Here is a 14,464-nt window from a genome sequence, read left to right as displayed (position 1 = left end):
GGCGGCCGAACGTTTTCACTCACAAGTCGCTAGTTCTTGGGCTTCTTACCGTCGGCGACCTCTTTGGGGTAGTCGTCGTAGAACTCGACGTAACCCTCGTCGCGGCCGGAGAGCACGTAGATCGGGTCCTCGATCTCCTCGACGTTGAAGCCCTCTTTGCGCAGGTCGACCTTCTGGCTCTTGAATGTCGACGTGTACGCGAGTTCGTCGACCACCCGCACGAACAGCGGCACCGCATAGCCGGGCAGCTTGTCGTGTGCGGCCTTGGCCAGTGCCTTGCCGTCGAACTTCTCGCCTTCCTTGAGCTGGATCGCGGCCATACCGGCGCGCCCGCCCGCGCCCTCGACCTCGACGCCGAACACCGTGCACTCCTCGACCTGCGGGTCGGCGGACAGCGCCGCCTCGACCTCGGTGGTGGCGACGTTCTCACCCTTCCACCGGAAGGTGTCGCCGAGCCGGTCGGTGAACGACGCGTGCCCGAACCCCTGCGAGCGCATCAGGTCGCCGGTGTTGAACCACACGTCATCGTCGCGAAAAGCGTTGCGCACCAACTTCTTTTCCGTCTCTTCGCGATCGGTGTAGCCGTCGAAGGGCTGGAAGTTGCTGACCTTGGACAGCAGCAGCCCAGGTTCACCGGTGGGCACCTTCTTGACCCGGCCCTTGTCGTCGCGCAGCGGATCGCCGGTCTCGGGGTCGTATTCGACGAACGCCACCGGCGACGGGCAGATACCGGTGGACTGCGGAATGTTGAAGACGTTGACGAACGCGGTGTTGCCCTCGCTGGCTCCGTAGAACTCGCACACCCGGTCGATACCGAACCGCTTGGTGAAGTCCTCCCAGATTGCCGGGCGCAGCCCGTTGCCACAGATCACCCGCACCTTGTGCTTGCGGTCGGTGTCCTTTTCCGGCTGGCTGAGCAGGTACGAGCAGATCTCGCCGATGTAGACGAACGCGGTCGCGTCGTAGCGGATCACCTCGTCCCAGAACTTGGACGCCGAGAACTGCTTGCCGATCGCCAGCGTCGCGCCGGAGTTCAGCACCGACGACAACGCGACCGTCAGCGCGTTGTTGTGATACAGCGGCAGGCAGCAGTAGAGCGTGTCCTTGCTGGTCAGCCGCATTCCTAGGCCGCCGAACCCGGCGAGCGCCCGCAGCCAGCGGTAATGGGTCATCACGCTGGCCTTCGGCATGCCGGTGGTGCCGGACGTGAAGATGTAGAAAGCATCGTCCTTGGCGAGCACGGCCGCGGTGGTCGGCGGGTTGCCGGTAGGCGCCGAAGCGGCCAGGCGCTTGAGGTCATCGATGGTGAGCAGGCCGTCGGTGTCGGCGCCGGACTCGGTGATCGGCTCGACGAAGTCGGTATCGGCGACGACGGCCTTGGCGCCCAGCAGCCCGAAGCTGTGCTTGAGCACGTCGCCTCGCTGGTTGTAGTTGAGCATGCCGGCGACCGCGCCGCATTTGACCGAGGCCAGCATCAGCAGCACCGGCTCCGGGGAGTTGCGCAGCATGATGCCGACGACATCGCCGTGTCCGACGCCGCGGGCAGCCAGAATCGCGGCGTAACGGTTGACGGTCTCGTTGGCCTCGCGGTAGGTGATCTGCTCGTCCCCGAACCGGAGGAACACCTTGTCGCCGTAGCGCGCGGCGCGGTCCTGGAACACCTTGCCGATCGACGTCTTGGCCGAGGGCCGGGCGCCGAATCCGGTGACGACGCCGCGCAGGATCGTCGGCAGGTCCGCGATCAGCCCCGGCGCGCGGGCGGCGATGTCCAATAAACCAACGCTGCGGCGAGTCCCCGACTTTTCGGTCATGCGCGTTTGTCCCTCCCTGCTCGTTTGTCGCACACCCTAGTGACCGTGTTCATGGCGGTGGCGCGCACGCCGTCATGGCCGACTCGACGTCGACGACGACGACCAGTCGATCCAATGCCCCCTGCGCGACGTACCCGCTGTCGCGCAAGCCGTGCAGCCAAGCCAACAGTCCGTCGTAGTGCCCGATGGGGTCGAGCAGCACGACCGGTTTGTCATGCATACCCAAATAGCCCGCTGTCCAGGCTTCGAAGAACTCCTCGAGCGTGCCGATGCCTCCGGGCAGGGCGATGAACGCGTCCGCGCGCCCCTCCATCACTTCCTTGCGTTGACGCATGGTGTCGGTGACGACGAGTTCGTCGGCGTCGACGTCGGCGACCTCGCGATGCACCAGAGCCTTCGGGATGACGCCCACGGTGTGGCCCCCGCGCGACCTGGCCGCCGTCGCCAACGCACCCATCGCCGAGACGTTTCCGCCGCCGGAGACCAGGCTCCAGCCCCGCTCGGCGATCGCCCGCCCGACGTCTTCCGCCAGCTCGATGAGTTCGGGGTGCGTCGGACCCGACGCGCAGTAGACACACACCGCCCACTGGCGATGGGATTCGCGGGGGTTGGGTTCTGCGGACACGAGCAGACCCTAGCTAGCCGTACGACGATCAAGCGGCCCCCGGCCGCGTTGAGGAGTGCGGCGATCGATTCAGCCGTACGACGATCAAGCGGCCCCCGGCCGCGTTCAGGAGTGTGGCGGTCGATTTGGCCATAGACTCCGGCGGTGCCGATTGAGTGGGTCACCTCGCCGCCCGGACCGGCACTCGATTCGATCGAAGCCGGTCTGGCGAAGCGTTCCGGCGCCGTGCTGATCGGTCCCGCCGGCGTGGGGAAGACGACGCTGGCGCGCGCGGCTGCCGACCGGCTCGCGGGGGCCTACCACCGCGTCGACTGGGTCACCGCCACCGCGCCGATGGCCGCTGTCCCGTTCGCGGCGGTCAGTCGCCTCGTCGACATCGCCGACACCGGGAAGACCGCAGACGTTCTGCGCAGCGCGCGCGAGACATTGGGCGACGGACGCCTGCTGGTGGTCGACGACGCTCATCTGCTGGATCCGTTGTCGGCGGCACTGATCTACCAGCTCGCCGTCAGTGGGACCGCCGCCCTGATCGTGACGGTGGCGCCGGCCGGGGTGATGGCCGACGGTGTCTCGGCGTTGTGGGACGACGGGCTCGTCGAGCGCATCGACCTCGAGCCGCCGGGTCACGACGACCGCCGGGTGGCCGCTTCGGTCGGCGAATTCGTCGCCGCCCTACCGGCCTCCGCCCATCGCGTCCTGGAGTACCTGGCCGTCGACGACCCGCTGGCACTCGACGAGCTCGAAGCCTTGGTGGGCCCGGAACCGGTCGAGGCAGCAGCGGCTTCGGGTGCCGTCGTGATCGACGACGGCTGGGTGCACCCGGCGCACCCGCTGTTCGCCGACTCGATACGCGAGGCGTTGGGCGGCCCGGAGCTGCGCAGGCTGCGCGGTGAACTCGTCGACCGGCTGGCCGGGCGGCCCGGTCAAGGCGCCGTCGACAGGTTGCGCCGGGCGGTGCTCGCGCTCGACAGCGACAGCCCGCAGGGACCGACCGAGTTGTCCGCGGCGGCCGCGGAGGCGTTGCGCCTCGGCGACCTCGTGCTCAGCGAACGGCTCGGCCGTGCCGCGCTGCAGGGCGCACCCGGCGACCTCCCGACACGGCTGACGCTGGCGTACGCGCTGGCGTGGCAGGGGCGGGGCCGCGACGCGGACGCGGTGCTCGACGGTGTGGACGGCGCCGCGCTGTCCGAGACGGAGTTGATGGCGTGGGCGCTGCCGCGGGCCGCCAACCAGTTCTGGATGCTGTCCGAGCCCGAGCGCGCGACGGCGTTCCTGCGCGCGACGCGCAACCGGGTGTCGTCGCCGGCCGCACGCATCACCCTTGATGCGTTGTCGGCGACGTTCGCGATGAACGCCGGGAGCGTGTCGCGTGCGATGGAGGTGGCCGCCGACGTACTGGCGTCGCCGGAGGCCGACGACACCGCGGTCGGCTGGGCGGCGGCGGCCGCGGCGCTGAGTTCGGCGCGAACGGGCCGTTTCGCCGATGTCGACGCCTTGGCCGAGCGGGCGATGGCCGCCGGACATCCAGGGCTTCTGCGGTTCACCAGCGGATTCGGGCAGACCACGGCGCTGGTGATGGCGGGTGAACTGGGGCGGGCCCAGCAGCTTGCCCGGCGGCTCACCGACTTCGCGCAACTGCAACAACCGGGCCGCGCGATCGGCGAGGTGCTGGTGGCCGACGTGCTGATCGCCAAGGGCGAGCTCGAGGAGGCGGTGCGCCTGCTGCGTCGTGCCGCCGCCGCATTGGCGCCGACCGGCTATTCGTGGGGTCCGTTGGCGTGGATGCTGCTGGCCCAGGCGCTCGGTCAGCTCGGCGCGAGCGTCGAGGCGGGAAAGGCGTTGGCCCGCGCCGAGTCTCGGCACGGGTTAAAGTCGATGTTGTTCGCTCCGGAGTTGGCCCTCGCACGGGCGTGGACGATGTGGGCGCGCCGCGACGAGCACGGTGCCGTCGCCGCGGCCCGTGAGGCGGTGCGTAATGCGGAGCGCGGTGGGCAGACGGCCGTCGCGCTGCGCTCCCTGGTGGACGCGGTACGGCTCGGCGACATGCGAGCGGTCGATGCGATCGAGCGGATAAGCGCCGAATGTGACTGCGACACAGGGCGGTTGGCGCTGGCCCACGCCCGGGCGCTCACCGCGCGGGATGCCGCCGCGCTGGCCGAGGCGTCTCAGGGTTATGCGGCGTGCGGGTGGCACGGTGCCGCTGCGGACGCCGCAGCCCAGGCCGAAGCCCACCGCTGAAAATTCGTGTCGGGACCGGCTCTGTCGCGACCCTAGGCTTGACTGTCATGGGCCGATTGTTCGCGCAGACAGACGGGTTGCGGTCATCCGCCTCGCTCCACGACCGGATCGCGACGGACCTGTCGCAGGTGCTCGGCGCGGACGCGCCGGCGGTGGCCGGAGTGCAGACCAGCCACGGCCAGATCGCGTCCGGGGTGGGCGCCGCGCTGTCGAGCGCGCTCAACGCCCGGCTCGGCACCGTACAGACCACCGCCGACATGGGCGAAACGATCTCCGAGCTGCTGCGGAAGGCCGCGCAGATGTATGAGCAAGGCGACCACGACGGGGCCGAGAAGTTGCGTGCGGCTGTCGAAGCCCTTGACGGTCAACGGGATACGCAGGGCGAAGACAGTCCGGCGCCTAGCGTCGGTGGTGCGGTTGGCGGTGCGACGCCGGCGAACGGCGCCGGAGGCCCGCCCGGCGGCGATCAGATGGTCGGCCAGATGCTCGGCCAGGTCGGGCAGCAGGTCGGGCAGCTGGTCAGCTCGATGACGGCGCCGCTGCTGGGTCTTGCGCAAGGGCTGCAACAGGTTCCGCAGATAGTCGCGCAAGGCGTTCAGCAGGCCGGCCGAGGAGACGAGACCCTTGCACGCGAGGACGGCGGTGACGAGTCCGAACGTACCGGTGAACGAACCGATGAAAACGCCGAGAAACCGTCCGAGCCGGGTCGTGCGGAACCGAAAGCCGAAGCCGCACCGAGTGGTTCGACGGGCGCAGTTCGCGCTCCCGAGATGCCGACAGATGCGGAGCCGCCCCGGCCCGCGCAGACACGACCTCAGGTCGGGTAGCCACTGAATACTGCACTGGGCCGCTGGTCGAGGGCGAGCACGACCCTGGACGCAATGTCCGGAAGCTACAGGTTGCGGGCGGCCTCGTCGTCGTGCCGGGACTCCGGCGGCGTGACGGGCACCGGGCCCACGCCCGATTCGCCGCCCTGCGGACCGGAGGCGCGGTCCCACGCGCGGTCGTCGGCGCGTTGTAGCGACTTACGGTCCTCACGATCGTCGGCTTCGCCGGCCTGGGGCTGGGCGTCGTCGCGAGGCTGCGGCGCCGCTGGTGCGGCACCTGGGCCTTGCGCTGCTGGTGCGGCACCTGGGCTGTGCGCCGCCGGCCCGGCCGTCGCGGCTGCACCACCGTTCGGTGCCGCACCTCCCGCACCGGTGGCGGACGGGCCGCCCGGCGACTGGGCGCCTTGCATGGCCTGTTGCATCAGCGAGCCGAACATTCCGGTCGGCCCGCCGAGGGCTTGGGCGGGCGCCCCGGCCATCTGCCCCATCTGACCGGCCTGCTGCCCCACCTGGCCGAGCATCCCGACGATCTGGCCGACCGATTGCGAGCCGGCGTCGTCGGAGTTCTCATAAGCGGCCTGCGCGGCAACGACCTTGCCCGAGAACGTGTTCTCCTTGGCCGATAGCGCGGCGACGTTCGTGGTCAGCTGGGCGGCCAAGGTAGGCAGCACCGCCGAAATGGTGGCGCTCATCGCGTCCTGTCCCGCCGGGATCATCGGTATCTCGGGCAGCTTGACCGCCGCCGCGTTCCAGCTGATGGCGTCGGGCTTTCTCAGTGGGCTACCCATGCGCGCTCCTCGTCACCAGTCGTCATCGTCGTCGTCGTCCAAGTCGTGTTCCAGCGGCGCGGGTACGGCCAACGCTGGTGCGGTGCCCCCGCTGACGCCGCGCTGACCCATCATCGGGGCCATCCCGCCCATGCCGCCGCCCGCTGCCATGGGGGCGGCCCCGCCGACCGCCGCGGCTCCCGCGGTCGCGCCCTCCGGGGCGGGCGCGGTGCTGACCGGCTTGCTGCCGACGAGGTTGGCCATCTGCGGCGTTTGCAGCGGCGCACCGCCGGAGCCCGGCAGCGACGCCGCCCTGACCATGCCGGAGCCGCCGCCGGCGCCCGATCCGCCGGCGAGCGGATGGTTGGAGAACGACGAGAACGGCAGCCCCGCAGCACCGAGCGAGTCGGCCTTACCGCCCTGACCGAACATCGACGTCAGCTGTTGCAGCGGCTGTGAGAGCTGCTGGCCCAGCTGCTGCGGCACAGCCATCAGCGACTGGCCGATCTGCATCGGTAGCTGTGCGGCCATGGCTCCCATCTGGCCGACCATCTGCATGGCCTGCTGCGAGCCGTCACCGGCCTGCTTCGCGGCTTCCTCCCCGCTGTCCTGCGCCTCCTTGGCGCCGGGCACGGGCGGAGCGCCGAAAAGGGGGATGCTCGGCGGCACGCCGAGGGTGTTGGCGAGTTCGGTGGTGTTGGTCGTGATGTTGGCGATGTTCTGCGACAGCCCCATCTTGATCCGGCTCTGCACCAGCTCCTGGGCGTTGGAGAACGGCATCGCCGCGATGGCCTCACACTCGTGCTGGACCTCTTGGGCGATCGCGTTCGCCAGCATCTTGGTCTTCACGACGGTGGCCTCCATCGCGCGCAGCTTGGCCGCGATCGCGGCGGCTTGCGCGGCGTTGGCTTCGTGCCCGCCGATGATGGTGGTGGCCTCCCCCGCCGCGGCGACTGCGCCGACTCCCTCCCACGAATCGGACAGCTGCATCAGCTGACCCTGCTGTTCGGGCACGACGTTTCCGCTGATCGTGGACGCCAACGCCTCGTATGACGCCGCCGCTGCGGCCAACGTCTCCTCGTCGACGTTCGGCCAGCCCGGGCCGGTCACGGTCTGACCTCCGTACGGGCTGGAATCGGGCGCGATGCCCATGGCGCGACCCCCTTGACGACACGCTACGGGTCTCAAACTTACCGTGCCCCCGGTAGCTGCCTGTGCGCCGATTTCGAGCGGCGTGACGCCCGATCAGGGCATCCGCTCCTCCTCGAGACGCCCGCCGGATAGCCGGAGCCGCCGTTGCACGCCGATGTCGGCGAGGAAGCGCTCGTCGTGGCTGACGACGATGAACGCACCCCGGTACGCGTTCAGCGCCGCCTGAAGGCGCCCGACACTGACCAGGTCGAGGTTGTTGGTGGGCTCGTCGAGCAGGAGCAACTCGGGTGCCGGTTCGCCGAAGAGCACGCAGGCCAGCGTCGCGCGCAACCGCTCACCGCCGGACAGTGCACCCACCGGCAGCTGGATGCGGTCGCCCTGAAAGAGAAACTGCGCCAGCAGGTGCATGCGGCGGGTGTGAGAAAGGCCCGGCGCGTATGCGGCGAAGCTCTCGGCGACCGTGTGGTGCGGATCGAGCAGATCGAGCCGCTGCGACAGATAGGCCACGCGGCCGTCACTGCGCTGCACGGTGCCGGCGTCCGGTGTCAGCTCACCCGCGATGATGCGCAGCAGCGTCGATTTTCCCGCCCCGTTGCGCCCAGTCAGCGCGATGCGCTCGGGCCCGCGTACCGACAGGTCGACGTCGTCGAGAAGCAGCACCTCACCGGTCGAGACGCGTAACCCCTTGGCGTCGAGCACATCCCGGCCGGAAGGCACGTCGGTGTCGGGCAGGTCGAGTACAAGCGCGTCGTCGTCACGCACCGCCCGCTCCGCGTCGTTCAGGCGGGCCCTTGCCTCCGCGACCCGCGCGGCGTTCACGCCGTCGACACGGCCCGCGGACTCTTGTGCTCGCCGCTTGCGGGCGCCCGCAACGATTTTCGGCAGCCCGGCGTCCTTGAGGTTGCGTGCCGCCGCGCCCGCCCGTCGCGCCGCGCGCTCACGGGCCTGCTGCATTTCGCGCTTCTCGCGCTTGAGCAGCTGTTGAGCGCTGCGGACATTGTTCTCAGCAACGCGCTGCTCGAGACGCACGGCCTCGGTGTACATCGTGAAATTGCCACCGTAGGAGCGGATCTCGCCGCGGTGCAGCTCGGCGATGCGGTCCATCCGGTCGAGCAGCAGCCGATCGTGGCTGACCACCAGCAGGCAGCCCGCGAAGTCGTCGAGCACATCGTAGAGCCGGTGGCGGGCGGTGACGTCGAGGTTGTTCGTCGGCTCGTCGAGCAGCAACACGTCGGGCCGGTCCAGCAGCTGACCGGCGATGCCGATGCTGATGATCTCCCCACCCGACAGCGTGCCGAGCCGACGGTCGAGCGTGATGTGGCTCAGTCCGAGCCGATCCAGTTGCGCCCGCGTGCGCTCCTCGACGTCCCAGTCGTCGCCGATCGTGGCAAAGACTTCTGGTTGGGCGTTGCCGTCTGCCAGCGCGTCGAGCGCCTCGATGACCGATGCGACACCGAGCAGTTCGGCGACGGTGTGATGCGCGATGTACGGCAGCGTCTGCGGCAGGTACCCGAGCCTGCCGTCGACGGTGACCGAGCCCGCAGTCGGCGCCAACTCACCGGCGATCAGCTTGAGCAGCGCGCTTTTTCCTTCGCCGTTGGGGGCGACCAGACCGGTTCGCCCGTCGCCGACGGTGAAGGACAACCCGTCGAACAGCGGTGTGTCGTCGGGCCACGCAAAAGACAATTCGGAACAGACGATGGAAGACATGTGAGTGATCGCTTCGTGTTTCGCACGGAAATGGGACGGTCGGATCCGGGCGCACCGGAGACGTCGTCAACTCACATGCGTTCAGCGTAGGTGCGCGGTCAAGCGGTTAAATACCGGCGTAACACGTCGGTCGCGGCGGTGATCTTGTCGACGTCGACGTGCTCGTCGACACGGTGCGCGAGGTTGGGGTCACCGGGGCCGTAGTTGACCGCGGGAACGCCGAGGGCGGCGAATCGCGACACGTCGGTCCATCCGTACTTGGCTCGGACCTGTCCGCCCGCGGCAGCCACCAGTGCGGCCGCGGCAGGCTTGGTCAAGCCGGGCAGCGCGCCGGCGGCTGCGTCGGTCAGTTCGATCTCGACGTCGAGGCCGTCGAACACCTCGCGCACGTGGTTCAGCGCCTCGTTCACGCCGCGGTCGGGAGCGAACCGGAAGTTCACCGACACCGAGGCCGCATCGGGGATGACGTTGCCCGCGATACCGCCGTCGATGCGTACGGCGGACAGTCCTTCGCGGTAGGTGCAGCCGTCGATCTCGACGTTGCGGGCCCGATACGACGACAGCCGGTCCAGCACCGGTCCGAGTTTGTGAATCGCGTTGTCGCCCAACCACGACCGCGCCGAGTGGGCACGCGTACCGCTCGCGCTGATCACCACGCGCAACGTGCCCTGACAGCCGGCCTCGATGTAGCCGTCGGAGGGCTCGCCGAGGATCGCGACGTCGGCCCGCAGCCAGTCGGGCAGTTCGGATTGGATGCGGTTCAGTCCGTTGGCCGACGCCTCGATCTCCTCGCAGTCATACATCACCAGCGTGATGTCGTGCGTCGGCTCTGCGATGGTGGCGGCCAGGTGCAGGAACACCGCATCGCCGGACTTCATGTCCGACGTGCCGCAGCCGTGCAGGACACCGTCGACGAGCCGGCTGGGCAGGTTGTCGGCGACGGGCACGGTGTCGAGGTGGCCGGCGAGCAGCACCCGCGACGGCAGCCCGAGGTTGGTGCGGGCCAGCACCGCGTCGGCGTTGCGGATCACCTCGAGGGAGGTCTGCGCGCGCAGCGCGGCCTCGACCTCGTCGGCGATGCGCCGCTCGTGGCGCGACTCGCTGGGGATGTCCACCAGCGCGGCGGTCAGCGCGATCGGATCACCGTGCAAATCGAGGCTCACAAGGCTGACGTTAGTCTTTAGCGCGTGACTTCTGCTGCAGGTATTGGGCTGGCGACGATCGCCGCCGACGGATCGGTTCTCGACACATGGTTCCCAGCGCCCGAACTCGGGGCGGACGGTCCGTCGGGCACGGTGCGGCTGTCGGTGGCCGAGGTGCCCGAGGAGCTGGGCGTGCTGACCGGTCGCGACGAGGCTCGCGGTGTCGACATCGTGGCGGTCCGGACGGTGATCTCGTCGCTGGACGAGAAGGCCGCCGACGCCTATGACGGCTATCTACGGTTGCACCTGCTCTCGCACCGGCTCGTCGCGCCGCACGGCCTGAACGCCGACGGCCTCTTCGGCGTGCTGACCAACGTCGTGTGGACCAACCACGGGCCGTGCGCGGTCGCCGGTTTCGAGGCCGTGCGCGCGCGACTGCGCGCACGGGGGCCGGTGGCCGTCTACGGCGTCGACAAGTTCCCGCGCATGGTCGACTACGTGCTGCCGACCGGCGTGCGGATCGCGGACGCGGATCGGGTGCGGCTCGGCGCGCACCTGGCCGAGGGCACGACCGTCATGCATGAGGGCTTCGTCAATTTCAACGCGGGCACGCTGGGCAGTTCGATGGTCGAGGGCCGGATCTCGGCGGGCGTGGTCGTCGACGACGGGACGGATCTCGGCGGTGGCGCGTCGATCATGGGAACGCTCTCGGGCGGCGGCAAGGAAGTGATCTCGGTGGGCAAGCGGTGTCTGCTGGGCGCCAACGCGGGGATCGGTATCTCGCTGGGCGACGACTGCGTGGTCGAGGCGGGTTTGTACGTCACGGCGGGCACCAAGGTGCAGACCGCCGACGGAAAGACCGTCAAGGCACGCGAGCTGTCGGGCACCGACAATCTGCTGTTCCGGCGCAATTCGCTGTCGGGCGCCGTCGAGGTGGTCAAGCGCGACGGCACCGGCATCACGCTGAACGAGGCGCTGCACCAGAACTGACTCCGCTGGCCGAGCGCCCGCGTCTGTCCGGCGACACACCGGCGTGCGCGTGCGTTTCGCGGTCGCTCGTCGCTGAAAAGTGCTCAATCCGCCGCGGCGTTGGGCTTGAGCGGAGGACAGCGCCCGTCGACGACGGCCAACTCGAAGTGCCAGATCTCGTTGGCGTAGATCTGGCACAGCCCGAACCTGCGGCCGTTGGCGATGAGCCACTTGTCCGCCTCGACGGGCCCGATGTCGACGGCTTCGCCCGTCACGTGCTTCGACTTCTCCGGTGAGGCCACGAATTCGCGTGCGGCTTGGGCACTTCCGTACCTGACGACGCCATCGTCGAAGAGCCGCTCCTGAAAACCCTTCGATCGCCAACCGGACGTGATGCGCATCGTTATGCCGTCGTCCTCGGCGCTGCGCGCCGCCTTCTGCACTGCCTCGCGCAGCGCGGGGTCGAGCCACTTCACGATCGGGTGCTCGGTGTCGAACGGGCTGACCGTCTGGCCGTCGGGCAGCCAGCCGCCGACGGTGTCCTGCGCGGCGGGCCCGATACTCAGCGGTTCCTGGCCGACGCTGGGCGCCGGGGGCGGCGGGGGCGGCGGCTGCGGCGGTGCGCCACATGCGGCGATTGCGCACACTGACGCCGCCACGAGCGTGCGCAAGATGCTGAGATTTCGCGGCGTGTCGGGTGCAGACCCGCACGCTCGCGTCACAGGAGCAGAGGCGGTCAAGCGTCGGCGGCCAGGATGCAGAATTCGTTGCCCTCCGGATCGGCCAGCACGACCCAGCTTTCGTCGCCCTGGCCGATGTCGACGGGCCGCGCGCCGAGGCCCACGACCCGCTCAACTTCGGCCCGCTGATCGTCGGGCCGGAAGTCGAAGTGGATGCGATTCTTGACGACCTTGTCATCGGGCACCGCGAGGAACAGCCAGTTCGGGCCCGCGCCGGGCGGCGCGTGCAGCACGACGTCACCGTCGTCGTCGACGTCGTGGGGCCAGCCCAGCACCTGCGACCACCACCGGCCCAGCGCGGAGGCGTCGTGGGCGTCGATGCAGATCTCATCGAACTCGAGCGTCAATGTGCCAACTCCTTCTTGAGCACCTTGCCCATCGCGTTGCGCGGCAGCGAGTCCACCAGCCGCACCTCTCGGGGCCGCTTGTGTATCGAAAGCTGTTCAGCCACATACTCGATGAGCTCGTCGGGGGTGGCGTCACCGACGACGAACGCGACGATGCGCTGGCCGAGGTCCTCGTCGGGCACACCGACGACCGCGACTTCCCGCACGCCGGGATGTCCGAGCAGCGCGGCCTCGATCTCGCCCGCACCCACCCGGAAACCCCCGGTCTTGATCAGGTCGACGGATTCGCGTCCGACGATCCGGTGCATACCGTCGGCGTCGATCACCGCGACGTCACCCGTGCGGTACCAGCCGTCGGCGTCGAGCACCTCGGCGGTCGCATCGGGTCGGTTGAGGTACCCGTCGAACAACGTGGCGCCCCGAACATGAAGCTGCCCAATGGTTTCACCGTCGTGCGGCACCGCGGCGCCGTGCTCGTCGACCAGACGCGTCTCGATACCGGTCAGCGGCAAGCCCACCCACCCGGGCCTGCGTTCGGCGTCGGCGCGGGTACTAATCGTGATCAACGACTCCGTCGAGCCGTAGCGTTCGATGGGCCGGTGCCCGGTGCGTTCGACCAACTTGTCGAACACCGGCACCGGCAGCGGGGCGCTGCCCGACACCAGCAGCCGCGCCGACGCCAGCGCCGCTGCCGCCTCCGCGTCGTCGGCCACCCGCGACCACACCGTCGGCACCCCGAAGTACAGCGTCCCGCCGGCCGCCGCGTAGTTCTGTGGGCTGGGTTTTCCCGTGTGCACGAACCGGTTTCCGATGCGCAAGGATCCGAGCAGGCCGAGGACCAACCCGTGCACGTGATACAGCGGCAAGCCATGCACCAGGATGTCGTCGGACGTCCACTGCCACGCCTCGGCGAGCGCGTCGATGTCGGCGGCGATCGCGCGGCGGCTGACGACGACACCCTTGGGCGGGCCGGTCGTGCCGGACGTGTAGATGATCAGCGCCGGCGACTCGGCCGGCGGTTCGGCGTAGCGGTGCCACGAGCGTGCGTGCAGCCGCACTGGCACATGCTGCAGGCCCTCGGTCTCCGCCGGCTTCTCCCCCAGCCACGCTTGGGCAGCGGAGTCACCCAGGATGTGCCTGCGCTCGGCGGCGCCGACGTCGGCGGGCACCGGGACGACGGGCACACCGGCGATCAGGCAGCCCGTCACCGCCAGCACGGTGGCCACGGTCGGGGTGGCCAGCACGGCGACCCGCTGCGCACCCGCGACACGTTCGGCGACCGACGTCGCGGCGCCAACCAGGTCGCTGCGCGACAGCTGCGCCCCGTCGATGCGGACCGCGTCCCCGATGTCGGCACCGCCGGCGACCGCGGCGGGGTTGAGCGAAGCCAGCAGCATAAGCAGCGAGGTTACCCACATCGCCTCGGCGATACTGGGCGCGTGACTCACATCGAGCGACTGGCCTCGCGCGAGGTCTACCGGAACCACTGGATGGCGCTGCGTGAGGACGACATCCGTCGGCCCGACGGCAGCGACGGGATCTACGCGGTCGTGGACAAGCCGACGTATGCCTTGGTGATCGCGCGCGATGGCGACCGGTTCCGGCTGGTCGAGCAGTACCGTTACCCGCTCGGCATGCGGCGCTGGGAGTTTCCGCAGGGCACCGCCCCGGACCGCAAGGAACTCGCGCCCGCCGACCTCGCGGCGCGCGAACTACGCGAGGAGACGGGTTTGCGCGCGTCGGAGCTTGTTCGTCTGGGGCTGCTGGACGTGGCGCCCGGGATGAGCAGCCAGCGCGGGTGGGTGTTCCTGGCGACGGGCATCACCGAGGGTGAGCACGACCGCGAGCACGAGGAACAGGACATGCACAGCGAATGGTTCACCCGCGTCGAGGTCGAGCAGATGATGCGCGACGGGGTGATCACCGACGCGCAGTCGATCGCGGCGTGGGCCCTGCTGGTGCTCTCGGGGTGGTAACGGATGCGGCGCCAATCGACTTCGAACCGCGAGCCCTGCTGGTTCGTGTAACAAGTAGGAGCGATCGGAGGAGGTGACACGATGACCGCGGTCTACGGGATGATGGCGATGATGCCGTTTGTGTTCGGCGGCGCCGGCTACTTCCTCGTGTCCTCCGCCG

Annotated in this window: 13 protein-coding genes; 4 read left to right on the top strand and 9 right to left on the bottom strand. The window is 69.4% G+C overall.

Annotated features, from left to right (window positions below; genetic code table 11):
* Nucleotides 1–29: 29 nt before the first annotated feature.
* Together fadD6 and log are read right to left on the bottom strand one after the other, a co-directional pair.
* Entirely contained in the window at nt 30–1,811 is a 1,782-nt protein-coding gene (gene fadD6 / locus AU198_RS13505; protein WP_064348650.1) for a long-chain-acyl-CoA synthetase FadD6, read from the bottom strand.
* A 49-nt stretch (nt 1,812–1,860) separates the two neighbouring features.
* Complete coding sequence (log, locus tag AU198_RS13500; protein ID WP_064348649.1) at nt 1,861–2,436, bottom strand: cytokinin riboside 5'-monophosphate phosphoribohydrolase; 576 nt, start codon at nt 2,434–2,436, stop codon at nt 1,861–1,863.
* Between the two features lie 144 nt (nt 2,437–2,580).
* Between log and AU198_RS13495 the strand changes: the two genes are divergently transcribed.
* Together AU198_RS13495 and AU198_RS13490 are read left to right on the top strand one after the other, a co-directional pair.
* Entirely contained in the window at nt 2,581–4,674 is a 2,094-nt protein-coding gene (locus AU198_RS13495; RefSeq protein ID WP_064348648.1) for a hypothetical protein, read from the top strand.
* 47 nt (nt 4,675–4,721) lie between these two features.
* Nucleotides 4,722–5,501 (top strand): ESX-1 secretion-associated protein, encoded by a 780-nt coding sequence (locus tag AU198_RS13490; protein ID WP_064348647.1) that lies wholly within the window; start codon nt 4,722–4,724, stop codon nt 5,499–5,501.
* Nucleotides 5,502–5,566: 65 nt separating this feature from the next.
* Here AU198_RS13490 and AU198_RS13485 read toward each other — a convergent pair whose 3' ends face one another.
* The 4 genes from AU198_RS13485 to dapE all read right to left on the bottom strand — a co-directional run bounded on the left by AU198_RS13485 (nt 5,567) and on the right by dapE (nt 10,293).
* Nucleotides 5,567–6,289, bottom strand: a complete 723-nt coding sequence (locus AU198_RS13485) for a hypothetical protein (protein WP_064348646.1) — start codon at nt 6,287–6,289, stop codon at nt 5,567–5,569.
* 12 nt (nt 6,290–6,301) lie between these two features.
* Complete coding sequence (locus AU198_RS13480) at nt 6,302–7,420, bottom strand: hypothetical protein (RefSeq protein WP_064348645.1); 1,119 nt, start codon at nt 7,418–7,420, stop codon at nt 6,302–6,304.
* A 93-nt stretch (nt 7,421–7,513) separates the two neighbouring features.
* The gene (locus AU198_RS13475; RefSeq protein ID WP_064348644.1) at nt 7,514–9,130 is read right to left on the bottom strand and encodes an ABC-F family ATP-binding cassette domain-containing protein; all 1,617 of its coding nucleotides are present in this window, start codon (nt 9,128–9,130) and stop codon (nt 7,514–7,516) included.
* A 98-nt stretch (nt 9,131–9,228) separates the two neighbouring features.
* Nucleotides 9,229–10,293, bottom strand: coding sequence for a succinyl-diaminopimelate desuccinylase (gene dapE / locus AU198_RS13470; RefSeq protein ID WP_064348643.1), 1,065 nt, complete (start codon nt 10,291–10,293; stop codon nt 9,229–9,231).
* A gap of 24 nt (nt 10,294–10,317) precedes the next feature.
* Here dapE and dapD point away from each other — a divergent pair, with 24 nt between their 5' ends.
* Entirely contained in the window at nt 10,318–11,262 is a 945-nt protein-coding gene (gene dapD, locus AU198_RS13465; protein ID WP_064348642.1) for a 2,3,4,5-tetrahydropyridine-2,6-dicarboxylate N-succinyltransferase, read from the top strand.
* 83 nt (nt 11,263–11,345) lie between these two features.
* On the opposite strand, the gene AU198_RS13460 is transcribed toward dapD, so the two are convergent.
* The 3 genes from AU198_RS13460 to AU198_RS13450 all read right to left on the bottom strand — a co-directional run bounded on the left by AU198_RS13460 (nt 11,346) and on the right by AU198_RS13450 (nt 13,725).
* On the bottom strand, nt 11,346–11,915 hold the full coding sequence (locus AU198_RS13460) for a M15 family metallopeptidase (RefSeq protein ID WP_082691006.1): 570 nt from the start codon (nt 11,913–11,915) through the stop codon (nt 11,346–11,348).
* A 62-nt stretch (nt 11,916–11,977) separates the two neighbouring features.
* Entirely contained in the window at nt 11,978–12,328 is a 351-nt protein-coding gene (locus tag AU198_RS13455) for a VOC family protein (RefSeq protein ID WP_064348641.1), read from the bottom strand.
* On the bottom strand, nt 12,325–13,725 hold the full coding sequence (locus tag AU198_RS13450) for an acyl-CoA synthetase (RefSeq protein ID WP_064348640.1): 1,401 nt from the start codon (nt 13,723–13,725) through the stop codon (nt 12,325–12,327). Before AU198_RS13450 ends, AU198_RS13455 begins: the two co-directional genes overlap by 4 nt.
* Nucleotides 13,726–13,818: 93 nt before the next feature.
* Here AU198_RS13450 and AU198_RS13445 point away from each other — a divergent pair, with 93 nt between their 5' ends.
* Nucleotides 13,819–14,304 (top strand): NUDIX hydrolase, encoded by a 486-nt coding sequence (locus AU198_RS13445; protein ID WP_082691005.1) that lies wholly within the window; start codon nt 13,819–13,821, stop codon nt 14,302–14,304.
* Nucleotides 14,305–14,464 lie beyond the last annotated feature (160 nt).

The sequence above is a fragment of the Mycobacterium sp. GA-1199 genome (genome assembly GCF_001500045.1).
GTDB lineage: Bacteria > Actinomycetota > Actinomycetes > Mycobacteriales > Mycobacteriaceae > Mycobacterium.
This window is presented reverse-complemented; position numbering and strand designations above follow the sequence as displayed.